The organism is Serratia sp. D1N4, assembly GCF_054552755.1.
In genome coordinates this window covers 2,522,081-2,545,307 of the sequence record NZ_CM137274.1, presented here as the reverse complement: position 1 = coordinate 2,545,307, position 23,227 = coordinate 2,522,081, and the positions used below count along the sequence as shown (strand labels likewise).

Genomic DNA, 23,227 nt, shown 5'->3' with positions numbered 1-23,227 from the left:
CTATCATTCTTGCTAGCAATTTAATCACACTTACCAGGCTTAATATCGCTTCCAGAATAGAGAAAAACCGTACCACTGCTGATTCGGTAAAGATTAACTGGTTTTGCTTCCCTATATTCAGATTAATGAGAGCCTTTCAACGTATGGATGTTTTAACTTAATCCTCGACTAAATAGCTGCGTCTAATACCGCTACACTTGCCATTTATTGACATGTAGCAGTTATGCAAGAGCAACAGATAGCAAGCCCAACGTGGTGCCACTTAGCGGGGAGAACAGCCCTAATCCACTGTCCCGCAAGGGTTGGCAAAAAGTGTAGCATTATTCCACGCACCTATTTAGCTCAACAATTTTGCCGAACCGAATAGTGTAATTTATGCATAACTTACCCCTTTACACTTTGCAACTAAATCCCCGCCACTCATCAAGTGGTGGGTAAGAAAACTGTTTACCATTGAAACTGACCGTAGCCCCGCGTGCCAGAGCCTTGAGTGCCCAACGCTCGGCAGTGATCCCCTCCTGCGCCAGTTCAAGCCGGATTTTAGGAATGCGATCACGTTCCGCCGGTATCAAGCGCGCTGATGGCGCATCATTTCGCGATTTATTGTGGTTTTTAGGGCGTTCCTGGTTATTACCCTTCGACGACTGCCCCCTTATCACCTCTCTCAGCGTCTTGGCGACGTCTGGATCATCCCAGCTAACTTTCCCACTCTCAATCAACCTCATCACCGCCGTGACGTACTCAGGCGGCGTAACAGTCAATACTTGCTCCGATTCTTGCTCAACCTCCCCACAGTTATTGACAGGACTCCGAGGCGCGCCAGAGGCGCTTTTTAACGTCAAAGGCTCAACGTCAACGGCCTTACGGATAATGTGCCATTCTTTTTACGGGTTTCAAATATGTGACCGGAACCAAGATGCGGCGCGAAGAGACCGACCACCTTCAACACCTCTTCGTCATAGGCGTTCGGCTCATCGGCCACCTTACGCGCAACACGTACCGTCTGAACGTCACGCGGGACGTTTGCACCACCCTGCCCGGCAATGTACGCCGCAAAGTCACCGGCAGAAGCTGCCGCGCGAACCGCTTCGACTCGCTCGTCAAAAGTTTTGGCCAAGCTAATCCGGCGTAAGCAATCAGCATGGCACTCGCGGTAAGCGCCCATGGTTGGCACACCGAGAGATTTAAACTGCGGAATACGCCACGTAGACGCCCAGGAAGTGACAGCGGCGGCCATATCCCGCAGCGGCTTACCCATATCCTGCCAGACAAGTTGCGAATGTGCGCCAGCACACATTCGCAACGCATTTTATGCAGAATGAGGGTAATATCATTGCCCTACAGCCAAGCCTGGGTCATGCAAGTTTTAAATAAAAAATCCCCCGCATTGACGGGGGTGCAAAGTCAGTGGAGAGTAACATGCAGCTTAAACGAGTGGCAGAAGCCAAACTGCCAACGCCATGGGGTGATTTCCTGATGGTGGGATTCGAAGAACTGGCAACCGGGCAAGATCATCTGGCGCTGGTGTTCGGTGATATTTCCGGCGAAATACCGGTACTCTCACGCGTCCATTCCGAGTGTTTAACCGGCGACGCGTTGTTCAGCCTGCGCTGTGACTGTGGTTTTCAACTGGAAGCGGCGCTGGAGCGCATCGCGGAAGAAGGGCGTGGCATTCTGCTCTATCACCGCCAGGAAGGCCGTAACATCGGTCTGCTAAATAAGATCCGTGCCTATGCCCTCCAAGATAAAGGGGCGGATACGGTAGAAGCCAACCATCAGCTCGGTTTCGCTGCGGATGAGCGTGACTTCACCCTGTGTTCCGACATGTTCAAACTGTTGGGTGTGAATGCCGTGCGCCTGCTGACCAACAATCCGAAAAAGGTTGAGATCCTGACCGAAGCGGGTATTAACATCACCGAACGCGTGCCGTTGATCGTTGGCCGTAACCCGAAAAATGAACGCTACCTGTCCACCAAGGCCGCTAAAATGGGCCATTTGCTGGATAAGTAATTGCTGGTGATGAAACATTCATTCAGGGCGCCATCGCGGCGCCCTGAATGTTTCTACAGCATCTTGCGGATCACATAGTGCAGAATGCCATCGTTTTGGTAGTAGGTTAACTCATTACCCGTATCAATACGGCAGCGGGTATTTACCACCTCATGCCGACCATCGGCATAGGTGATATGCACCGGCACCGTCTGGCCCGGCGTCAGGGCCTGCAAACCACTGATGCTGATCTGCTCTTCTCCCGTCAACCCCAGCATTTTACGCGTCATCCCCTGCGGGAACTCCAGCGGCAGAATGCCCATACCAATCAGGTTAGAACGGTGAATGCGCTCGAAGGATTCAGCGATCACCACGCGCACGCCCAGCAAACGCGGGCCTTTGGCCGCCCAGTCGCGGCTGGAGCCGGAGCCGTATTCTTTACCGGCAATCACCGCCAGCGGCACCTGCTCTTGCTGATACTGCATGGCGGCATCATAGATCGACATCTGATTTTGCGACGGAAGATGGCGGGTATAGCCCCCTTCTACGCCTGGCACCATTTCGTTGCGGATACGAATATTGGCGAAAGTCCCGCGCATCATCACTTCGTGGTTGCCACGGCGTGAACCGTAAGAGTTGAAGTCATTCACCTCAACGCCGCGCTCGCTCAGGTAACGCCCTGCCGGGCTGTCGCGCTTGATGTTACCCGCAGGCGAGATATGGTCAGTGGTGACTGAATCTGCCAGGATCGCCAGAATACGGGCGTTTTTGATGTCCTGCACCGGGTCCGGTTGCGCTTTCATGGTGCTGAAAAATGGCGGGTGGCGAATATAGGTAGAATCCGCTTGCCACTGATAGGTCGCCGAACCGGTAACCTGGATCGACTGCCAGCTCGCATCACCATTAAACACTTCGCTATATTCCTTGTGGAACATCTCAGTGCGGACCTCTTCCACCGCCTGAGCAATTTCTTTACCGGTTGGCCAGATATCCTTCAGATAGACCGGTTTGCCGTCATGCCCTTCCCCCAGCGGCTCTTTGGTCAGATCCATCTTCATGTTACCCGCCAGCGCATAAGCCACCACCAGCGGCGGTGAGGCCAGCCAGTTGGTTTTCACCAGCGGATGGATTCGCCCTTCGAAGTTGCGGTTGCCGGACAGCACGGCACCAACGGTAAGATCACCCGCTTTGATCGCCTGTTCAATCGGCTCAGGCAACGGCCCGGAGTTGCCAATACAGGTAGTGCAACCGTAGCCCACCAGATTAAAACCCAATGCCTCCAGATAAGGCGTCAGATTGGCGCTGTTGAAATATTCGGTCACTACCTTGGAACCAGGAGCCAGCGAGGTTTTCACCCAAGGCTTGGTTTTTAAGCCCTTCTCTACCGCTTTTTTCGCCAGTAAACCAGCGGCCATCATCACGCTTGGGTTGGAGGTGTTGGTACAGGAAGTGATTGCCGCAATCACCACCGCACCGGTATGCAGCTCGTGCTGCTGGCCGTTCAGCGCGAAGCTCTTGGTTTGCAGCTTATCTTTCTGGCTGCCTAACTCCAGTTCAGTGGCCGCATTAAACGCTTGTGGCACCCGAGGCAAGGCAACGCGATCCTGCGGGCGCTTAGGCCCTGCCAGGCTGGCTTCGACCGTCGACATATCCAAGGCCAGAGTGCTGGTGAAGACCGGTTCGTCGCCAGGATTACGCCACATCCCTTGCGCTTTGGCATAGGCTTCTACCAGAGCGATTTGCTCGGCGCTGCGGCCACTTAACTTCAAATAACCCAGGGTGACGTCGTCCACAGGGAAGAAACCACAGGTCGCACCGAATTCCGGTGACATATTGGCGATAGTGGCACGATCCGCCAGCGGTAAATCTGCCAACCCGTCACCGTAAAACTCAACAAACTTGCCCACCACCCCGTGCTTACGCAGCATTTGGGTGACGGTCAACACCAGATCGGTAGCAGTGATCCCTTCGCTCAATTTGCCGGTCAGTTTAAAACCGACGACGTCGGGGATCAGCATCGACACCGGCTGGCCCAGCATCGCAGCTTCCGCTTCGATCCCCCCCACGCCCCAGCCAAGAATGCCCAGGCCGTTAATCATGGTAGTGTGAGAATCGGTGCCAACTAAGGTATCCGGGTATGCAATGCGCTGGCCATTCTCTTCGGTATGCCAGACCGTTTGCCCCAGATACTCCAGGTTAACCTGGTGACAAATGCCGGTGCCCGGCGGCACTACGCGAAAGCGGTTGAAGGCTTTCTGCCCCCAGCGTAAGAAAGTGTAACGTTCGTGGTTGCGCTCCATTTCAATGCGCACGTTCTCGGTAAAGGCACCGTCATCGCCAAACTCATCGACGGTAACCGAGTGATCGATCACCAGATCCACCGGTGATAGCGGGTTTACCTGATCGACGTTACCCCCCAGGCGCAGCACCGCCTCGCGCATCGCTGCCAGATCCACCACCGCCGGTACGCCGGTAAAATCCTGCATCAGCACGCGCGCCGGGCGGTAGGCAATTTCACGATCGGCATGGCCGGTTTGCAGCCAACCCACGATCGCCTGCAAATCGCCCTCCTGCACCGTGTCGCCATCCACATGGCGCAGCAGGTTTTCCAACAGCACCTTCATTGATTTCGGCAGCCGGTCAATATCCCCTAACTGTCTGGCCGCCAGTGGCAGGCTGTAGTAGTGATACTCACTATTCAGCACCACCAGCTTATCCATACTTGTCTCACGAAGATTGGGTGACATAGCTCCTCCATTTTTATTATGTCAAAACAGGGTAATTACTGAGGTCTGGTTTAAAGATAACACAGACTGGGTTTTAACATTTTCATAACAACAGAATTGAATCGAGTGATAGGCAAACGCGCGGGTATTACGGGGCAAAAGGAAACGGGGATGGGTGAAAAACGGGCCGGTAAGATACCGGCCCACAGGAGAGATTATTTCACTGGCAGCTTGATGTCCTGGAACATAGCTTCGATGTCTTCATTCGAACGCAGCGCCACGGCAGTATCCACCACGTCACGGGTCAGGTGCGGTGCAAAACGCAGAATAAAATCATACATATAACTGCGCAGGAAAGTACTGCGGCGGAAACCGATCTTGGTCGTGCTGTAGGTAAAGATATCGCTGGCATTCAGGGTGACCAGATCGGGATCCTGTACCGGGTCCACCGCCATGCTGGCAATCACCCCAACGCCTAACCCCAAACGCACGTAGGTTTTTATCACATCAGCGTCGGTAGCGGTAAACACGATGCGCGGCGTCAGCCCGGCACGGTTAAAAGCGGTATCCAGCTCAGAACGGCCGGTAAAACCAAAGGTATAGGTAACGATCGGGTAAGCCGCTAACTCTTCAATGGTGATGTGACTCTTTCCAGCTAAAGGATGATCGGGCTTCACAACTACCGCGCGGTTCCAGTGGTAGCACGGCAGCATGATTAAGTCGTCGTACAGGTGCAATGCTTCGGTGGCGATGGCAAAGTCGGCGGAACCTTTAGACACCGCTTCGGCGATCTGCGTTGGTGAACCCTGATGCATGTGCAACGACACGCGCGGATAACGCTCGATAAAGCCTTTAATCACGTTAGGTAGCGCATAGCGTGCTTGAGTGTGCGTGGTGGCAACGTATAGCGAACCTTTATCAGGATAGGTATGCTCGCCAGCAACGGCTTTAATCGCATCAACTTTGGACAATACTTCGCGAGCAATACGAATGATTTCCAAGCCAGCGGGCGTCACCTGAGTAAGGTGCTTACCGCTACGGGCAAAAATCTGGATGCCGAGCTCATCTTCCAGCATTCTCACCTGCTTACTGATACCCGGTTGAGAGGTATAAAGGCCTTCTGCCGTAGAAGAGACGTTCAGGTTATGATTCACCACTTCTACGATGTAACGCAGTTGCTGCAATTTCATATCTTATACCATCCTAGGTTAAACACTGCGGCTTGCCGCAGCCAGGTATCTCGGTATCGATCCAATATGCTGAATAGTCACAAGCCCTAAACACAGTGATTTCGCCCAGATGCTGAAGAAAACGCCGTTATTGATAAGCTTTGGTCATAAGAAAAAATTTTATATAACTACTATATCATGTTGCTGCATCAAGTATAGATCCAGGCCGCTGTGAAATAACGATTATTTCGCATGAGTACCTGCTCTTCAAGATGTGCAAAAGTAGCAAAAAACCGGCCTGCTAGATTCTTAAGCCAATAAATATCCTCCGGCATAGCCGGAGGTTTTTCATATGCGCCTATAAGGCTCTCTTACCTGCCGCGCCCTAACAGGCGCATTACTACCTCACATTTGCATAACTTCTGTTACTTACTGCCCGTAAACGGGCTGCATCAATGTAAAGGTGGCACTATTCTCCCTCACATCGTTCCATACACATATCTTCATTAGCGCATATTACCGTTACCTTTGTCCTTATCCCCCCAAGACGTTGAGCAAGGTGTTGGCATTTTTGTCATCCATCGGGTATCCGCTCCCCCTATCAGGTGCTTGTCTATTTCCGGGGACGCTTTGTTGCCGCCTGGCCACAAGGATTACTGGGCCATTAAAAGATCCGACTCAAAGCTGAAAGCTTTACTGAACCCCCAGCCTAGCTGGGGGTTTTCTGCATACAAAAAAAACCAGCCACATTGGGCTGGTTTCTGATTTTGCCAAAATGGCCGGTTTACTTCTTACCTTCAACCCATTTGCCATCCACATAGAAAGCGGTCCAGCCCGTGGCTTTACCCTCTTTCTCTGAAGAGACATATTGCTGCTTGGTTTTACGGCTAAAACGCACCATGGCTTTGTTACCTTCGGCATCAGCGACCGGCGCATCAGCCAGATAGCGCAGTTTTTCCGGCAAACGATCCTTGAAGCGTTGCAGCTCTTCCACCAGTGGCGCACGGGTTTCGCGCGATTTCGGGAAAGTATTGGCCGCCAGGAACACGCCCGCTGCACCGTCACGCAGTACAAAGTAGGCGTCTGATTTCTCACACGGCAACTCTGGCAGCGGAACCGGATCTTCCTTAGGTGGTGCGACATCACCATTACGCAGGATTTTACGGGTGTTCTTACAGGTGTCGTTGGTGCAGCCCATGTACTTACCGAAACGCCCCATTTTCAGGTGCATTTCAGAACCACATTTCTCGCACTCAACGATCGGGCCATCGTAGCCTTTCAGGCGGAACTCGCCTTCTTCGATCTCATAACCGTCACAGGCTGGGTTATTACCGCAGACATGCAGCTTACGCTGGTTATCGATCAGATAGCTGTCCATCGCGGTGCCGCATTTCTGGCAGCGGCTACGGGCACGCAGGGCGTTGGTTTCCGCATCATCCCCTTCGAGGATGTTCAGCACTTCTGCTTCCGGCACCAGGTTGATGGTGGTTTTGCAACGCTCTTTCGGCGTTAACGCATAGCCGGAACAACCGAGGAATACGCCGGTGCTGGCGGTGCGGATGCCCATCTTGCGGCCACAGGTCGGGCAATCAATGCTGGTCATCACCATCTGGTTCGGGCGCATACCGCCCTCTTCCGGATCTTTTTCCGCCGTTTCCAGTTGCTCGCTGAATTCAGCGAAGAACTCATCAAGCACCGCTTTCCATTCAGCCTGGTTGTTGGCAACCTGATCCAGACCGCTCTCCATGCGCGCGGTGAAGTCATAGTTCATCAGTTCGCGGAAGTTTTCTTCCAGGCGATCGGTGACGATTTCACCCATTTTTTCTGCGTAGAAACGGCGGCTTTCAACCCGCACATAGCCACGATCCTGAATGGTTGAGATGATCGACGCATAGGTTGAAGGGCGACCAATGCCGCGTTTTTCCAGTTCTTTGACCAACGACGCTTCGCTGTAACGCGCAGGTGGCTTGGTAAAGTGCTGGCTTGGGATCAGTTTTTGCAGATCCAAATCAGTGCCAACTTCAACAAACGGCAAGGTACGATCTTCATCGCCTTTGCGCAGCGCTGGCATGACTTTGGTCCAGCCATCAAAACGCAGCGTACGGCCCTTGGCGCGCAGTTGGAAGTCACCGGCTTTCACCGTCAAGGTAGTAGAGTCGTACTGCGCTGGCGTCATCTGGCAGGCGACAAACTGGCGCCAGATCAGTTGATACAGTTTCTGCGCATCCGCTTCCATATCTTTTAGCTGTTCAGCCAGCACGCTGACATCAGAAGGACGAATCGCTTCGTGCGCTTCCTGCGAGTTTTCTTTGCTGCTGTACTGGTTAGCGGCCGGCGGCAAATATTTATCACCGAAATTGTCGCCGATATAACCACGCACCATGCTGAGCGCATCCTGGCTCAGGTTGGTGGAGTCGGTACGCATGTAGGTAATGTGACCCGCTTCATACAGACGTTGCGCCATCATCATGGTTTTCTTCACGCCAAAGCTCAGGCGGGTGCTGGCAGCCTGTTGCAGCGTGGAGGTAATGAAGGGTGCGCCCGGCTTGCTGCTGGTCGGTTTGTCTTCACGATCCTGCACCTGGTAGCGGGCTTTTTCCAGCAGCTTAAGCGCCGCATGGGTTTGCTCACGGTTAACCGGTTTGAACGGTTTATCGTGGGCATGGGTCACTTCCATCTGCAGTGCAACATTATTCTTCGCCAGCAGATCGGCATGCAATTCCCAGTATTCTTCCGGCACGAACGCCTTGATGTCGCGCTCGCGCTCCACCACCAGACGCACCGCCACCGATTGCACACGCCCTGCCGACAACCCACGTGCGATTTTTTTCCACAGCAATGGCGATACCATGTAACCCACCACGCGGTCCATAAAGCGACGCGCCTGCTGTGCGTTAACACGGTCAATATTCAGTTCACCTGGGGCCTTGAAGGCCTGTTGGATAGCGTTTTTGGTGATTTCGTTAAACACCACGCGGCTAAAGCGTTTGTCGTCCCCACCGATCACTTCCCGCAGGTGCCAGGCAATGGCTTCCCCTTCGCGGTCAAGGTCGGTTGCGAGATAAATATGGTCGGCATTTTCTGCTAACGATTTTAACTCGGCGACAACTTTTTCTTTACCCGGCAGAATTTCGTAATGCGCCTTCCAGCCATGATAAGGATCGACGCCCATACGATTGACCAGCGCCGTCTTCTCATCTTTCTTAACTTTCTTTTTGGCTTTGTCTTCGGTTGATTCAGCGCTCTTTTTACTGGCTGATCCACTGGTCGGCAAATCACGGATGTGACCGACGCTGGACTTCACCACGTAATCACTTCCTAAATATTTATTAATAGTTTTGGCTTTTGCCGGGGACTCAACTATTACGAGAGCTTTGCCCATATTTACCTTTACCTAATTTTATTCTTCTAAAAAGAAGCCATTTATCTCGCCGTACCGCGGCAATTCGTATCTCTTTTTTATATTGCGGCACTTTGGCAAGAGGTCAACCTGTTTTTTCTAATGGTTGCACGATTGCTTAACTTGACCGCAAGCAAGTTGCCAATTTTGTCTGTTTTACACCCGCGCCCAGAAGCTAGGCCACACGTGGCCCCCGCAAAGCGTAAACAAATCCTTCCACCAGAAGCTACAAAATCCCACACTCTACCTGATAAAAAGCGGCACGCAACTTAATTAGCACGGAAAGCGATATTTCGCCAATGACCACCTGCCACTGGCTCCATCCAGACGGCAATTAAACCTTAGTCGGTTTGCGGATAAACGCGAACCGGCGTTAGAATACCGGCAGAATTTTTGTTTGGAGTGTAATAAATGCGAGCGACAACTCAGCCTATTGAACGGGAAGCCCTGTTGGCAGAAGCCAATAACATCATCCGCCAACACGAAGATTATCTGCACGGAATGGTAGCCACCGACGTTGAACAAAAAAGTAACGTTCTGGTTTTCCGTGGTGAATTCTTTTTAGACTCAGACGGCTTACCCACCGCAAAAACCACCGCGGTATTTAATATGTTTAAACATTTAGCCCACGTGCTTTCCGAGAAATATCATCTGGTCGGTCAGGCATAAAAAACGGGGGCCAAAGCCCCCGTGACGTTAACTCTACCGATATTCAGAGTAACGGTTTTTCACCGCGCTGCCACCAACGCAGCAGCAGGCGATCGACACTTTCTGCCGCGCTGCCGGTAAAGCGATCGAGCAGACGTTTACGGCGGGTATAACGCACACCGATCACCTCATGATTTTCCATCTCGGCAATCAGCAGATCATCGCTGGTCCCCACCGCGTCAATCAGCCCTTTGTCTTTCGACTGGGTACCAAACCAGTGTTCACCGGTTGCCACGCTGTCGATATCCAATGAAGGGCGTTGCTGATGGACAAACTGTTTAAACAGTTCATGGGTTTCATTCAGCTCTTCACGGAATTTTTCACGACCTTGCTCGGTATTCTCACCAAACAGCGTCAAAGTACGTTTAAATTGCCCGGCGGTATGCAGCTCAACATCGATCTCATTTTTCTGTAACAAGCGATGGAAGTTGGGGATCTGGGCCACAACGCCGATCGAACCGATAATGGCAAAAGGGGCCGCAACAATGCGATCGGCCACGCAGGCCATCATATAGCCCCCGCTGGCGGCGACTTTATCCACCGCGACCGTCAGGCGGATACCACCTTTGCGCAAACGCTCCAACTGCGAAGCCGCCAGGCCATAGCCGTGCACCACGCCGCCAGGGCTTTCCAACCGCAGCAGTACTTCATCCTGAGCCGTTGCTACGGCCAGCACGGCAGAAATCTCTTCACGCAGAGAAGTGACTTCATGAGCATCCATGCTGCCTTTAAAATCGAGCACATACAGGCAAGGTTTGCTGGCTTCTACCGCGCCGGATTTGGCTCGGCTCTTTTTCAGTTTTTCATCAGCCTTGATTTGTTTCTTGAACTGCTTGCTCCAGGCTTTTTGTTCCGCAGCCCCCATACGGGCCAAGCGCATTTCACGCTGCATTTCACGATACTGTTCACCCAGATCGGTAAGCTGTAACTCCCCTTTCTGCTGACTTTTGCGATGCCCTAAACTCACCGCCAACAATGCCAGCGCAGCAATGGCAATCACCACCGTGGCAACTTTGGCCAGAAAAAGGCCGTAAATAGATATAAACTCCACAGATTCCGCCTTTATTTACAGTTTGTTAGTATGACTTGGTTCATTTTAACCAATTGCTGCTACGGCTGTCGCGGCCAAATGAAAATTCCTTGTGCTTGCACCTTCACTATGGTTTTTTCATAGAGACAGGCAAGCCTCTTTTGTTACAAAAGAATGCCGATTCTGCGGGCTAATCATTGAAAATGCGATCCATTTCAGGCATATAACACGCATTATTCATCAAACTGATGATCCCCTACACAACCATCGGCACTCCCTGCGCGAGGAGCTATTGTGCATTACCAACCGAAACATGACCTACTCGAACAACGCATTATCCTAGTGACTGGCGCGGGTGACGGCATTGGTCGTGAAGCAGCATTGACCTACGCACGTTTTGGCGCGCAGCTGATATTGCTGGGGCGTACTGAGAGTAAGCTGCGGGCGGTACAGGCGGAAATTGCCGCTGGCGGCGGCGCACCAGCCCAGATTATTACGCTCGACTTACTGCATCTCACTCCCGAGCAATGCCAGCAGGTAGCCAACGAATTAGCAGCCAAAGTGCCACGCCTCGACGGTGTGTTGCACAATGCCGGGTTGCTGGGCGATATCGCCCCCATGGCCGAGCTTTCGATGACAATGTGGAACGAGGTGATGCAAGTCAACGTCAACGCCACTTTCATGCTCACTCAGGCGTTGCTGCCGTTGCTGCTGAAATCCAGCTCAGGCTCTCTGATTTTTACCAGTTCCAGCGTGGGCCGTATGGGGCGTGCCAATTGGGGCGCTTATGCGGTTTCCAAATTCGCCACCGAGGGGATGATGCAGGTACTGGCAGATGAGTATAAAACGCATAACTTGCGGGTAAATTGCATCAATCCAGGTGGAACACGCACGCAAATGCGCGCATCTGCTTTTCCTGATGAAGACAAAAGCAAGCTGAAAACCCCGGCCGAGCTCATGCCGTTATACCTGTATCTGATGGGCGATGACAGCCGCCGTAAAACCGGCATCAGCTTTGATGCCCAACCTAACCGCAAACCCGGCGCAGCCGAATAAGGAGCCTATTTAAATGGCTGAAGAACGTCACCAGCAGCGTCAGCAACGTTTGAAACAACAGGTGGATGCACGCATTGCCGCCGCTCAGGACGTGCGCGGTTTATTAATGGTATTTACCGGCAACGGTAAAGGCAAAACCACGGCAGCGTTCGGCACGGTTACGCGCGCGGTGGGCCACGGTATGAACGCTGGCGTGATCCAGTTTATCAAAGGCCAATGGCCAAACGGTGAGAAAAACCTGCTACAACAACATGGTGTGGAATTTCAGGTCATGGCGACCGGCTTTACCTGGGAAACCCAGGACAAAGAGAGTGACACCGCCGCCTGTCAGGCCGTTTGGCAACATGGCAAGCGTATGCTGGCTGACAGCAACCTGGATCTGGTGCTGCTGGATGAGTTGACCTATATGGTGAGCTACGGCTATCTGGAGCTGGAGGAGTTGCTGGAGGCACTGCATCAGCGCCCTGCACATCAGACGGTAATCATCACCGGGCGCGGTTGCCACCGTGATTTGCTGGAGCTGGCGGATACCGTCACAGAAATGCGGCCGGTGAAGCACGCGTTTGACGCAGGGATCAAGGCACAACAAGGGATCGATTGGTAACAGAATGCGCATAGCCCTACCGTTCAGCAGGGCTATGCGGGCAAGATCTTAACTACGTTTGGAAGGCTTTGCCGGTTTACCCGGCTTGCTGCCTGGTGCACCACGGCGGCTGCCGGTTGCAACCTGGCTGTGGCGCTTCACCGCACGGCGGATCTGATTGGCTTTCACCCGGCGGCGTTCACGCTCAACCGGCAGCTTGCTGACGGTTTCTGGCTTCAGTTCCACCAGTTCACGCAGATAGTTGATCGCCTTCAAATCCAGCTCGGTCCAGCCGCCACGCGGTATCCCTTTAGGCAGATCGATATCACCGTAGCGAACGCGAATCAAACGGCTGACCTGAACGCCAACCGCTTCCCACAGACGGCGAACTTCACGGTTACGCCCTTCGGTCAGGGTAACGTTATACCACTGGTTGATCCCTTCGCCACCCTGGAAGGTGATGGTGCGGAATGCCGCCGGGCCATCTTCCAGCTGTACACCTTTGCTCAGTTGCTTGAGCTTTTCGTCGTCGATCTGGCCGAACACGCGCACCGCATATTCGCGCTCAACTTCGCGGCTTGGGTGCATCAGGCGGTTGGCCAGTTCACCATCGGTGGTGAACAACAGCAGGCCAGAGGTATTGACGTCCAAGCGCCCTACCGCCACCCAGCGTGAACCACGCAGCTTTGGCAGACGATCGAACACCGTTGGACGGCCTTCGGGATCGCTACGCGTACAAAGCTCACCTTCTGGCTTGTAATACGCCAAAACGCGGCACACCGCTTCTTCGGATTCTTTGATAGAGACCACATGACCATCCATACGAATTTTCATCGCAGGAGTCACTTCGACACGATCGCCCAGCTTGGCAATTTTACCGTCGACGCTGACACGGCCAGCTTCAATTATGGTTTCGATTTCACGACGCGAGCCATGACCGGCACGCGCTAAAACTTTCTGTAACTTTTCGCTCATTGAGCAACCTCTAGTGTCGCCTTCACAGGCGTCGGGGGGATTTTGCGGCCGCATCCCAGTAGGAATGTGGCCGCAAAAGTAATCTTTTTGGTTAAAACCAACCGTTCATTATACAGGCTTTATCCTAGGTTGGAATCGCCTTCGTCGGGGTGTTTATCGAAAGGGCGTAGGATCGCCCGCCCCTTCACGCACCACTTCCGGTGCAGATTCAGTCAGATCGATCACCGTAGTCGGTTGCTGGCCAAGGAAACCACCGTGGATCACCAGATCCACCTGCTTGCCCAAGTGCTCACTGATCTCTTCCGGATCGGACTCGGCAAAGTCATTGCCCGGCAGCATCAACGTGGTCGACATCATCGGCTCGTTCAACACTTCCAGCAATGCCAATGCGATAGGGTTGGAAGGCACACGCAGGCCGATGGTTTTACGCTTGTCGTTCATCAGGCGACGCGGCACTTCTTTAGTCGCTTTCAGAATAAAGGTGTAATTACCCGGCGTATTGTTCTTAATCAGACGAAACGCCGCATTATCCACATAGGCATAAGTCGACAGTTCAGACAGATCGCGGCACATCAAGGTGAAGTTGTGGTTGCCATCCAACTGGCGGATACGGCAGATACGCTCCATTGCCGTCTTTTCTTCCAATTTGCAGCCCAGCGCGTAGCCAGAATCCGTTGGATAAACAATCACCCCGCCCTTGCGTAGCACTTCAACCGCCTGGTTAATCAGGCGCTGCTGCGGATTATCTGGGTGAATATAAAATAACTGGCTCATCTGTTACTCCTGAAAATAATACATGCTGGCAACGCGAACGCTTATTGGGCTGCGGTTTTCGCCTGCTGCGGCCAGTCACGCCACACCGGCTCAACGCCGCCGGGAAGCCACAGCTTCCGCCCCAGTTCGATCCACGAACAGGGCTGATGAAAATCAGAGCCCTGTGATGCCAATAATTGGTAATCCTGAGCATATTTAGCCAGCAACGTGCGCTCATGCGGCGCCTGCTGACACTGTGCCACTTCCATCGCATCCCCGCCGTTTTCGGCGAAGTGTGCCAGCAAACGCTTGAGCCACTTGGCCGTCAGTTCGTAGCGGCCAGGGTGCGCCATCACGGCTTGCCCACCAGATTGATGAATCACATCAATAGCTTGTTCTATTGTACACCACTGTGGCGGAACATAGCCGGTTTTCCCTTTGGCGAGATATTTCTTGAATACCTGCGCCATATTGTCGGCCACGCCGATTTGCACCAGATAGCGGGCGAAGTGACCACGCGTAACCGCGCCTTTCCCCGCCAGTTGCTGTGCTCCGCTGTAAGCATCGGGAATGCGCGCTTTGGCCAGCCGCACGCCAATCTCCTGCGCACGCAGATTGCGGCGCTGCGTCTGTTCAGACAACAATTGAGTCAGTACCGGATGGGTAATGTCCATGCCTAAACCAACGATATGAATCTCATGGTTTTCCCACAGGGTGGAAATCTCCACACCGTTGACCAGTTGCAGCGGTAAAGCCTGTTGCGCGATCGCCGCCGCGGCCTCTGCCAAACCGTCGATAGTGTCATGATCGGTAATGGCCAGTACGCCAACGCGCATCTCGGCGGCACGCTGTACCAGTTGCGTCGGCGTCAGATAGCCGTCGGAGGCAGTGGTATGGCTATGGAGATCGTACAAGGTAAAAGCGGAAGACTGTGGGCTGCTGTCTGTCAAAAGAAATATCCTGCAATGGCTTGGCTTTCTATCATAACCGTTATGCGAGGTTGGACGGAAATCTATTATCCTTGCACCTTCCACACTCAACTTCCCGTCAGCGATAAATGTTAATGAAAATATTTCACACCTGAGGCTAAGCTGTTGTGTGAAAAGAGGGTTGACTTTACACTCTCGAACTAGTTTACTAGTACACAAGTTCACGGTAATGACCGTGCTGGATGATAATCAAGAGAGCATAAGATGATTAAGCAAACTTCTCTTCTTCGTTGGTGGCGTACCTCCCTTTCACGGGCGGAGTAATCACGCATACCTGTCATCTGACACTGCAGATTCCCTAAGCCCGCTGGTAACGCGGGCTTTTTTACGGACAAAATTTAACTGGAAACACCGATGATGAACATCAAACCACAACTCAAACTGCTGACGGCGCAGGCCGGTTACCGGGGCGATCCAACAGCGATTTTCCACCAGCTGTGTGGCGCACGCCCGGCCACCCTGCTGTTGGAGTCGGCAGATATCACCAGCAAGCAAAACCTGAAAAGCCTGCTAGTGATCGACAGCGCCCTGCGCATCACCGCGCTGGGCCGTAAAGTCACCATTCAGGCGCTGACTATCAATGGCGCTGCACTGTTGCCGTTGCTGGACCACGCGCTCCCGGTTGAGGTGCAGAACCTGGTGCGCCCTAATGTTCGTGAATTGACCTTCCCTGCCATCGACGCCGTACAGGATGAAGATGCGCGCCTGCGTTCGCTGTCGGTTTTCGACGCGCTGCGCACGCTGCTGGCACTGGTCGATGCCCCGGCTGATGAACGCGAAGCCATGCTGCTTGGTGGCCTGTTTGCCTATGATCTGGTCGCCGGGTTCGAAGATTTACCGGAGCTGCGCCACGATCAGCGTTGCCCCGATTTCTGCTTCTATCTGGCAGAAACTCTGCTGGTTCTCGATCATCAAGGCAGCATTGCCCGCTTGCAGGCCAGCGTATTCACGGGTGAAAGCAGCGAGACGCAGCGTTTGCAACAGCGCCTTGAGCAGATTCAGGCGCAATTGAAGCAGGTTCCCCAAGCGATCCCCCAGCAAAAACTGGAAGATATGCAATTAAGCTGTAACCAGAGCGATGAAGAATACGGCGCGGTGGTCAGCGAACTGCAACAGGCGATCCGCCATGGCGAGATCTTCCAGGTGGTACCTTCACGCCGTTTCTCACTGCCGTGCCCGGCACCGCTTGCGGCTTACCAAACGCTGAAAGACAGTAACCCAAGCCCTTATATGTTTTTCATGCAGGATGACGAGTTCACCCTGTTTGGTGCCTCCCCAGAAAGCGCGCTGAAATATGATGCCTGCAACCGCCAGATCGAAATCTACCCGATCGCCGGTACCCGTCCGCGCGGCCGCCGTGCCGATGGTTCTCTGGATCTGGATCTCGACAGCCGTATCGAACTGGAAATGCGTACCGATCACAAAGAGCTGGCCGAGCACCTGATGCTGGTCGATCTGGCGCGCAACGATCTGGCGCGTATCTGCGAAGCGGGCAGCCGCTATGTGGCAGATTTGACCAAAGTTGACCGTTACTCCTTCGTGATGCACCTGGTTTCCCGCGTGGTCGGCACCCTGCGTGCCGATCTCGACGTGCTGCACGCCTATCAGGCCTGCATGAACATGGGCACCCTGAGCGGCGCACCAAAAGTGCGCGCCATGCAGTTAATCGCTGCTTCTGAAGGTTCGCGCCGTGGTAGCTACGGCGGTGCGGTTGGGTATTTCACCGCTCACGGCGATCTCGATACCTGTATTGTCATCCGCTCAGCCTATGTTGAGGACGGCATTGCCACCGTGCAAGCCGGTGCCGGTGTGGTGCTGGATTCCGTTCCTCAGGCAGAAGCCGATGAAACCCGTAATAAAGCACGCGCCGTGCTGCGTGCCATCGCCAGCGCGCATCAGGCCAAGGAGGTGTTCTAATGGCCGATATCTTGTTGCTCGATAACGTCGATTCCTTTACCTACAACTTGGTTGATCAACTGCGCGCCAGTGGTCATCAGGTAGTGATTTACCGCAACCAGATTGCCGCCGATCTCATCGTTGAACGGCTTCAGCAGATGGAACAACCGGTGCTGATGCTGTCGCCCGGCCCTGGCACCCCGGCAGACGCTGGCTGTATGCCGGAACTGCTGCAACGGTTGCGCGGCCAGATGCCAATTATCGGTATCTGTCTTGGCCATCAGGCGATTGTTGAAGCCTACGGCGGCCACGTTGGCCAGGCCGGCGAGATCCTGCACGGTAAAGCTTCCGCCATTACGCATGATGGTGAAGGCATGTTTGCCGGAATGCCCAATCCACTGCCGGTCGCCCGCTACCACTCGCTGGTCGGCAGTAATATCCCAACGGAGCTGGCGGTGAACGCCCGCTTCGGTGACATGGTGATGGCGGTGCGTCACGATCGCCATCGCGTATGTGGTTTCCAGTTCCATCCCGAATCGATTCTGACTACCCAGGGTGCGCGTCTGCTTGAGCAGACTCTCGCCTGGGCTCTGGCGAAATAATTAAGAGAAAATGACTATGCAACCTATTCTTGAAAAGCTGTATCGATCAGAGTCGATGGACCAGCAGGAAAGCCAACAGCTGTTCAGCGCCATCATGCGCGGTGAACTGGAGCACAGCCAATTGGCCGCTGCGCTGATCAGCATGAAGATCCGCGGCGAGCGCCCCGAAGAGATCGCAGGCGCAGCCAGAGCGTTACTGGATGACGCGCTGCCATTCCCACGGCCGGATTATGATTTTGCAGACATCGTCGGCACCGGCGGCGACGGCACCAACAGCATTAACATTTCAACGGCCAGCGCCTTTGTCGCTGCGGCCTGCGGAGCCAAAATCGCCAAACACGGCAACCGCAGCGTATCCAGCCGTTCTGGATCTTCCGATCTGCTGGCGGCGTTTGGCATCCGCCTGGATCTGCCAGCCGAAGAATCCCGCAAGGCGTTAGACGAGCTTGGCGTGTGCTTCCTGTTTGCGCCGCAGTATCACACCGGCTTCCGCCATGCGATGCCGGTACGTCAACAGCTAAAAACCCGCACGGTGTTCAACGTGCTCGGCCCGTTGATTAACCCGGCCCGCCCACCGCTGGCGCTGATTGGGGTATACAGCCCGGAACTGGTGTTACCCATCGCCGAAACCCTGCGTGTACTGGGCTATCGCCGTGCTGCCGTGGTGCACGGCGGCGGGATGGACGAAGTCGCCATTCACACCACGACTCACGTGGCTGAACTGAATAGTGGTGAGATCGAAAGCTATCAACTGACGCCAAAATCCTTTGGATTGGCAAGCCATTCGCTGGACTCCTTGCTGGGCGGTTCACCGGAAGAAAATCGTGACATTCTGGCAAGGTTGTTACAAGGTAACGGTGACCCGGCTCACGCCGCAGCGGTCGCCGCTAACGTCGCGCTGCTGATGAAGTTATTTGGGCAGGAAGATCTGCGCCACAACGCGCAACAGGCATTGGACATGATTCACAGCGGGCAGGCCTATGGCCGCGTCACCGCTTTGGCAGCAAGAGGATAAGTAATGCAGCAGGAAACCGTGCTCAACAGGATTGTTCGTGATAAAGCGCAATGGGTCGCGGCACGAAGCCAACAACAGCCACTGGCCAGCTTTCAGAATGATATCGTCCCAAGCAACCGTGGTTTTTATCAGGCGCTGCAAGGTCCCCAAACGGCATTTATTCTTGAATGCAAAAAGGCATCGCCTTCTAAAGGATTGATCCGCGAGAATTTTGATCCGGTGGAAATTGCTGCGGTCTACAAGGATTTTGCCTCGGCGATCTCCGTGCTCACCGATGAAAAATACTTCCAGGGCAGCTACGACTTTCTGCCGCTGGTGAGCAAAACCGTCACTCAGCCAGTATTGTGCAAAGATTTCATTATCGACCCGTACCAGATCTATCTGGCGCGTTATTATCAGGCCGATGCCATTTTACTGATGCTGTCGGTCTTGAATGATGAACAGTATCGTCAGTTGGCCACTGTGGCCCATAGCCTGAATATGGGCGTGCTGACCGAAGTGATCAGCGAAGAAGAATTGCAACGCGCGGTGCAGCTTGAAGCCCAGGTGATCGGCATCAACAACCGCGATCTACGCGATCTCTCTATCGATCTCAATCGCACCCGCGTCTTGGCCCCACTGGTGCCGCAGGGCGTTACGGTGATCAGCGAATCAGGGATCAACAACTACGGCCAGATCCGCGAGCTCAGCCACTTTGCCAATGGTTTCCTGATCGGCAGTGCGCTGATGTCGGAAAGCGATCTGCGCAGCGCGGTACGCCGGGTGATCCTCGGTGATAATAAAGTCTGTGGCCTGACCCGGCCACAGGATGCCGCTGCCGCCTATCAGGCCGGTGCCAATTACGGTGGGCTGATCTTCGTTGGCCGCTCACCGCGCTGCATCGATATTGCCCGTGGCCGCGAAGTGATTGCCGGTGCACCACTGAAATACGTCGGCGTGTTCTGCGATGCGCCGTTCGATACCCTGGTGCAAACCGCCGAGCAGCTCGGCCTGCATGCCGTACAACTGCACGGTGCAGAAGACCAGGCTTACATCAGCGCCCTGCGTGGCAAGCTTCCCGCATCCTGCCAGATCTGGAAAGCGTTAAGCGTGAAAGACCGCCTGCCAGCCCGCGATCTGCAGCATGTCGATCGTTACCTGCTGGATAACGGTGCCGGTGGTACCGGGGTACGCTTCGATTGGGCGCTACTGCAAGGGGAAACGCTGAGCAATGTGATGCTGGCCGGTGGTTTGAGCGCAGACAACTGTGCTGCCGCAGCCCAGCTCGGCTGCGCGGGCCTCGACTTTAACTCCGGCGTAGAGAGCCAGCCCGGCATCAAAGATGCCACGCGTTTGGCGGCAGTATTCCAGGCTCTGCGCGCTTACTGATTGCGAATATAAATTTAACGGATAACAACGGGAAACATCATGACGCTGCTTAACCCCTACTTCGGCGAATTTGGTGGTCAGTATGTGCCACAAATTCTGATGCCGGCCCTGAAACAACTTGAAGAAGCCTTTGTCAGCGCACAGCGCGATCCTGAGTTTCAGGCAGAGTTTATCGATCTGCTGAAAAACTACGCAGGCCGCCCGACAGCACTGACACTGTGCAAAAACCTCACCGCAGGCACCAAAACCAAACTCTATCTGAAACGTGAAGATCTGCTGCACGGCGGTGCGCACAAAACCAACCAGGTGCTGGGCCAGGCGCTGCTAGCCAAGCGTATGGGTAAAACCGAGATCATTGCGGAAACCGGCGCTGGCCAACACGGCGTAGCTTCCGCGCTGGCCTGTGCACTGCTCGGGCTGAAGTGCCGCATCTATATGGGTGCCAAAGACATTGAACGCCAGTCGCCAAACGTGTTCCGTATGCGCCTGATGGGGGCAGAAGTGATCCCGGTGCACAGCGGTTCTTCCACGCTGAAAGATGCCTGTAACGAAGCGCTGCGCGACTGGTCTGGCAGTTACGATAAAGCCCACTACATGCTCGGTACCGCCGCAGGCCCACACCCTTATCCGACCATCGTGCGTGAGTTCCAGCGCATGATCGGCGAAGAAACCAAAGCTCAGATGCTGGAGCGCGAAGGCCGCCTGCCAGATGCGGTACTGGCCTGTATTGGCGGCGGTTCCAACGCCATCGGCATGTTTGCCGACTTTATCGACGACGCCAGCGTTGGCCTGATCGGCGTTGAGCCGGCTGGTTTGGGGATCGAAACCGGTCAACACGGCGCGCCGCTGAAACACGGCCATGTTGGCATCTACTTCGGTATGAAATCCCCGATGATGCAAACCTCTGAAGGGCAGATCGAAGAGTCTTACTCGATTTCTGCCGGGCTGGACTTCCCTTCCGTCGGGCCACAGCACGCGTATCTGAACAGCATCGGCCGCGCAGAATATGTGTCGATTACCGATGATGAGGCGCTGGAAGCCTTCAAAGAGCTGTCGCGCCACGAAGGCATTATCCCGGCGTTGGAGTCTTCCCACGCCTTGGCCTATGCGCTGAAAATGATTCGTGAAACGCCAGAGAAAGAACAAATTCTGGTGGTTAACCTGTCCGGCCGCGGCGACAAAGACATATTTACCGTTCACGATATTCTGAAAGCTCGGGGAGAAATCTGATGGAACGTTACCAGCAGCTGTTTAAACGCCTGGAAGGCAACAGAGAAGGCGCGTTCGTGCCATTTGTCACCCTGGGCGATCCTAACCCAACGTTGTCGCTGCAAATCATCGATACTCTGGTGGAAAACGGTGCCGATGCGTTGGAACTGGGGATCCCGTTCTCCGATCCATTGGCGGATGGCCCTACCATCCAAGGTGCTGCCCTGCGCGCTTTCGCCTCTGGCGTAACGCCAACCCACTGTTTCGAAATGTTGGCGGCAATCCGCCAGAAACACCCGACCATTCCCATCGGCCTGCTGATGTATGCCAATCTGGTGTTTCACAAAGGCATCGACGTCTTTTATCAGCGTTGCGCAGAGGTTGGCGTGGACTCAGTGCTGATCGCCGACGTACCGTTCGAAGAGTCGGCACCGTTCCGCGCGGCGGCAACGCGCCACGGCATCGCGCCGATCTTTATCTGCCCGCCGAATGCCGACGACGATCTGCTGCGTGAGATCTCTTCTCATGGCCGCGGTTATACCTATCTGCTGTCACGCGCTGGGGTCACCGGCACGGAAAGCCGGGCGCAATTACCGCTGCATCATCTGGTGAACAAACTACGGGAATACCATGCGGCACCGCCGTTGCAGGGCTTTGGTATTTCTGAACCTTCGCAGGTAAAAGATGCGCTGCAATCTGGCGCTGCCGGGGCGATCTCCGGTTCGGCGATTGTCAAAATCATCGAACAAAACCAGACACAACCCGCAGAGATGCTGGCCAAGTTGGGTAAATTTGTTCGTGAAATGAAAGCGGCTACCCTCGCCTGATCCCCTCATTCACCGGGTGCAACAGTTGTGCCCGGTAACAGGTGCGTTCAGAGTAGGTTTGTAAAAACGATAGGCGAATCAAATACTACAAGGGGAGGCACCAGGCGGTGCCTCCTCTGCAAAACTACATCAGAAACGGTAACCCGCCCCGAACATAAATACGATCGGATCCAGACGCGTATCAATATTTTGATGTTGATCACCAGCGTCAAAGCGGACTTGAGTTTCGATATTCATCCACCACACCGACATGTTCAACATCCAGTTCTTATCCAGGTTGTAATCCAGACCAGCCTGGCCCGCTACGCCCCAAGAGTTTTTCAGATCCAGATTGCTCAACCCAGCACTCTTACCATAGTCATTGAATTTTTCATCAAAGAACATGGTGTAGTTAAGGCCAAGACCCAGATAAGGGCGCAGTTTGTCCTGCTTGTCACCAAAATAGTACTGTGCCATCAGCGTCGGTGGCAGATGTTTAATGGTAGCGATATCGCCGTTTACAGCGCTGCCTTTCAGGGACACTTTGTGGCTGAACGGCGTTGCTGCCAACAGTTCAACACCAATATTGTCCGTGACCATATAACCGAAGGTCAGGCCCAACTGAGTATTATTGTTGGCACCAAACGATCCCTGACCAAGAACATTATCCGAGCCCGCGTTTGGACGCACGGTTGCGGTGCCCGCACGGAACAAGAAATCACCTGCCTGATGCGCACTTGCCAACATGGGCGCCATCATAGCCGCCAATACCACCAGAGTTGTCTTTTTCATTATCCATTCCATTTGTGTGGTTTACAGTCTCGACGAATATACCTATTAACGGGTATTTATGATCCAATCGAGATCACATCTTATGTGTAAAAATTTAAATTCATACCAAAAACAAGGATATCTAAGCCACTAATAAATCAAGAATTGATCTAAATCAAAAA

Annotated in this window: 20 protein-coding genes and 1 other annotated feature; of the genes, 10 read left to right on the top strand and 10 right to left on the bottom strand. The window is 53.9% G+C overall.

Annotated features, from left to right (window positions below):
* Window positions 1-392: 392 nt before the first annotated feature.
* Both ACX1CU_RS11090 and ACX1CU_RS11085 read right to left on the bottom strand, forming a co-directional pair.
* Entirely contained in the window at window positions 393-761 is a 369-nt protein-coding gene (locus ACX1CU_RS11090) for a hypothetical protein (protein WP_459402597.1), read from the bottom strand.
* 77 nt (window positions 762-838) lie between these two features.
* Window positions 839-1,297, bottom strand: coding sequence for a hypothetical protein (locus ACX1CU_RS11085; RefSeq protein ID WP_459402596.1), 459 nt, complete (start codon window positions 1,295-1,297; stop codon window positions 839-841).
* A 122-nt stretch (window positions 1,298-1,419) separates the two neighbouring features.
* Here ACX1CU_RS11085 and ribA point away from each other — a divergent pair, with 122 nt between their 5' ends.
* Window positions 1,420-2,010: a GTP cyclohydrolase II gene (gene ribA, locus ACX1CU_RS11080; protein ID WP_459402595.1), complete on the top strand. Its 591-nt coding sequence runs from the start codon at window positions 1,420-1,422 to the stop codon at window positions 2,008-2,010.
* A gap of 53 nt (window positions 2,011-2,063) precedes the next feature.
* Here ribA and acnA read toward each other — a convergent pair whose 3' ends face one another.
* The 3 genes from acnA to topA form a co-directional block, all read right to left on the bottom strand.
* Window positions 2,064-4,736, bottom strand: coding sequence for an aconitate hydratase AcnA (gene acnA, locus ACX1CU_RS11075; protein WP_459402594.1), 2,673 nt, complete (start codon window positions 4,734-4,736; stop codon window positions 2,064-2,066).
* A 194-nt stretch (window positions 4,737-4,930) separates the two neighbouring features.
* Window positions 4,931-5,905, bottom strand: coding sequence for an HTH-type transcriptional regulator CysB (cysB, locus tag ACX1CU_RS11070; protein ID WP_459402593.1), 975 nt, complete (start codon window positions 5,903-5,905; stop codon window positions 4,931-4,933).
* 763 nt (window positions 5,906-6,668) lie between these two features.
* Complete coding sequence (gene topA, locus ACX1CU_RS11065; protein WP_459402592.1) at window positions 6,669-9,266, bottom strand: type I DNA topoisomerase; 2,598 nt, start codon at window positions 9,264-9,266, stop codon at window positions 6,669-6,671.
* Window positions 9,267-9,695: 429 nt separating this feature from the next.
* On the opposite strand from topA, the gene ACX1CU_RS11060 reads away from it, so the two are divergent.
* Entirely contained in the window at window positions 9,696-9,953 is a 258-nt protein-coding gene (locus tag ACX1CU_RS11060; RefSeq protein ID WP_459402591.1) for a YciN family protein, read from the top strand.
* 43 nt (window positions 9,954-9,996) lie between these two features.
* On the opposite strand, the gene sohB is transcribed toward ACX1CU_RS11060, so the two are convergent.
* Entirely contained in the window at window positions 9,997-11,043 is a 1,047-nt protein-coding gene (sohB, locus tag ACX1CU_RS11055; protein ID WP_459402590.1) for a protease SohB, read from the bottom strand.
* A 273-nt stretch (window positions 11,044-11,316) separates the two neighbouring features.
* On the opposite strand from sohB, the gene ACX1CU_RS11050 reads away from it, so the two are divergent.
* Both ACX1CU_RS11050 and cobO read left to right on the top strand, forming a co-directional pair.
* Window positions 11,317-12,078: a YciK family oxidoreductase gene (locus ACX1CU_RS11050; protein ID WP_459402589.1), complete on the top strand. Its 762-nt coding sequence runs from the start codon at window positions 11,317-11,319 to the stop codon at window positions 12,076-12,078.
* Between the two features lie 13 nt (window positions 12,079-12,091).
* The gene (gene cobO, locus ACX1CU_RS11045; RefSeq protein WP_459402588.1) at window positions 12,092-12,682 is read left to right on the top strand and encodes a cob(I)yrinic acid a,c-diamide adenosyltransferase; all 591 of its coding nucleotides are present in this window, start codon (window positions 12,092-12,094) and stop codon (window positions 12,680-12,682) included.
* 48 nt (window positions 12,683-12,730) lie between these two features.
* Here the strand turns inward: cobO and rluB are convergent, their stop codons facing one another.
* From rluB to rnm, 3 genes are all read right to left on the bottom strand, one after another.
* On the bottom strand, window positions 12,731-13,636 hold the full coding sequence (gene rluB / locus ACX1CU_RS11040; RefSeq protein ID WP_459402587.1) for a 23S rRNA pseudouridine(2605) synthase RluB: 906 nt from the start codon (window positions 13,634-13,636) through the stop codon (window positions 12,731-12,733).
* 153 nt (window positions 13,637-13,789) lie between these two features.
* Window positions 13,790-14,410: an L-threonylcarbamoyladenylate synthase gene (locus tag ACX1CU_RS11035; RefSeq protein WP_459402586.1), complete on the bottom strand. Its 621-nt coding sequence runs from the start codon at window positions 14,408-14,410 to the stop codon at window positions 13,790-13,792.
* 41 nt (window positions 14,411-14,451) lie between these two features.
* Entirely contained in the window at window positions 14,452-15,339 is an 888-nt protein-coding gene (gene rnm, locus ACX1CU_RS11030) for an RNase RNM (protein WP_459402585.1), read from the bottom strand.
* 264 nt (window positions 15,340-15,603) lie between these two features.
* Window positions 15,604-15,707, top strand: a sequence feature (Trp leader region).
* A 25-nt stretch (window positions 15,708-15,732) separates the two neighbouring features.
* Between rnm and ACX1CU_RS11025 the strand changes: the two genes are divergently transcribed.
* From ACX1CU_RS11025 to trpA, 6 genes are read left to right on the top strand one after another with little or no spacing between them, the layout of a single operon-like run.
* On the top strand, window positions 15,733-17,295 hold the full coding sequence (locus ACX1CU_RS11025; protein ID WP_459402584.1) for an anthranilate synthase component 1: 1,563 nt from the start codon (window positions 15,733-15,735) through the stop codon (window positions 17,293-17,295).
* Window positions 17,295-17,876, top strand: coding sequence for a glutamine amidotransferase-related protein (locus ACX1CU_RS11020; RefSeq protein ID WP_459402583.1), 582 nt, complete (start codon window positions 17,295-17,297; stop codon window positions 17,874-17,876). Before ACX1CU_RS11025 ends, ACX1CU_RS11020 begins: the two co-directional genes overlap by 1 nt.
* A gap of 16 nt (window positions 17,877-17,892) precedes the next feature.
* On the top strand, window positions 17,893-18,891 hold the full coding sequence (trpD, locus tag ACX1CU_RS11015; protein WP_459402582.1) for an anthranilate phosphoribosyltransferase: 999 nt from the start codon (window positions 17,893-17,895) through the stop codon (window positions 18,889-18,891).
* Between the two features lie 3 nt (window positions 18,892-18,894).
* The gene (gene trpCF / locus ACX1CU_RS11010; RefSeq protein ID WP_459402581.1) at window positions 18,895-20,259 is read left to right on the top strand and encodes a bifunctional indole-3-glycerol-phosphate synthase TrpC/phosphoribosylanthranilate isomerase TrpF; all 1,365 of its coding nucleotides are present in this window, start codon (window positions 18,895-18,897) and stop codon (window positions 20,257-20,259) included.
* A 39-nt stretch (window positions 20,260-20,298) separates the two neighbouring features.
* Window positions 20,299-21,489, top strand: coding sequence for a tryptophan synthase subunit beta (trpB, locus tag ACX1CU_RS11005; protein ID WP_459402580.1), 1,191 nt, complete (start codon window positions 20,299-20,301; stop codon window positions 21,487-21,489).
* The gene (gene trpA, locus ACX1CU_RS11000) at window positions 21,489-22,295 is read left to right on the top strand and encodes a tryptophan synthase subunit alpha (protein ID WP_459402579.1); all 807 of its coding nucleotides are present in this window, start codon (window positions 21,489-21,491) and stop codon (window positions 22,293-22,295) included. The genes trpB and trpA overlap by 1 nt, the downstream gene beginning before the upstream one ends.
* A 129-nt stretch (window positions 22,296-22,424) precedes the next feature.
* On the opposite strand, the gene ompW is transcribed toward trpA, so the two are convergent.
* A complete protein-coding gene (gene ompW / locus ACX1CU_RS10995) occupies window positions 22,425-23,066 on the bottom strand; it encodes an outer membrane protein OmpW (RefSeq protein ID WP_459402578.1) in 642 nt (213 codons plus the stop codon).
* Between the last annotated feature and the right edge of the window lie 161 nt (window positions 23,067-23,227).

Bases quoted from the DNA above. Each gene is read 5' to 3' on its own strand.
- ACX1CU_RS11060 (WP_459402591.1), top strand. From the start codon at position 9,696: ATGCGAGCGACAACTCAGCCTATTGAACGGGAAGCCCTGTTGGCAGAA.
- trpD (WP_459402582.1), top strand. From the start codon at position 17,893: ATGCAACCTATTCTTGAAAAGCTGTATCGATCAGAGTCGATGGACCAG.
- ACX1CU_RS11085 (WP_459402596.1), bottom strand. From the start codon at position 1,297: ATGTGTGCTGGCGCACATTCGCAACTTGTCTGGCAGGATATGGGTAAG.
- cysB (WP_459402593.1), bottom strand. From the start codon at position 5,905: ATGAAATTGCAGCAACTGCGTTACATCGTAGAAGTGGTGAATCATAAC.
- ompW (WP_459402578.1), bottom strand. From the start codon at position 23,066: ATGAAAAAGACAACTCTGGTGGTATTGGCGGCTATGATGGCGCCCATG.
- ribA (WP_459402595.1), top strand. From the start codon at position 1,420: ATGCAGCTTAAACGAGTGGCAGAAGCCAAACTGCCAACGCCATGGGGT.
- trpB (WP_459402580.1), top strand. From the start codon at position 20,299: ATGACGCTGCTTAACCCCTACTTCGGCGAATTTGGTGGTCAGTATGTG.
- cobO (WP_459402588.1), top strand. From the start codon at position 12,092: ATGGCTGAAGAACGTCACCAGCAGCGTCAGCAACGTTTGAAACAACAG.
- ACX1CU_RS11025 (WP_459402584.1), top strand. From the start codon at position 15,733: ATGATGAACATCAAACCACAACTCAAACTGCTGACGGCGCAGGCCGGT.
- ACX1CU_RS11035 (WP_459402586.1), bottom strand. From the start codon at position 14,410: ATGAGCCAGTTATTTTATATTCACCCAGATAATCCGCAGCAGCGCCTG.
- acnA (WP_459402594.1), bottom strand. From the start codon at position 4,736: ATGTCACCCAATCTTCGTGAGACAAGTATGGATAAGCTGGTGGTGCTG.
- trpCF (WP_459402581.1), top strand. From the start codon at position 18,895: ATGCAGCAGGAAACCGTGCTCAACAGGATTGTTCGTGATAAAGCGCAA.
- rluB (WP_459402587.1), bottom strand. From the start codon at position 13,636: ATGAGCGAAAAGTTACAGAAAGTTTTAGCGCGTGCCGGTCATGGCTCG.
- topA (WP_459402592.1), bottom strand. From the start codon at position 9,266: ATGGGCAAAGCTCTCGTAATAGTTGAGTCCCCGGCAAAAGCCAAAACT.
- ACX1CU_RS11020 (WP_459402583.1), top strand. From the start codon at position 17,295: ATGGCCGATATCTTGTTGCTCGATAACGTCGATTCCTTTACCTACAAC.
- trpA (WP_459402579.1), top strand. From the start codon at position 21,489: ATGGAACGTTACCAGCAGCTGTTTAAACGCCTGGAAGGCAACAGAGAA.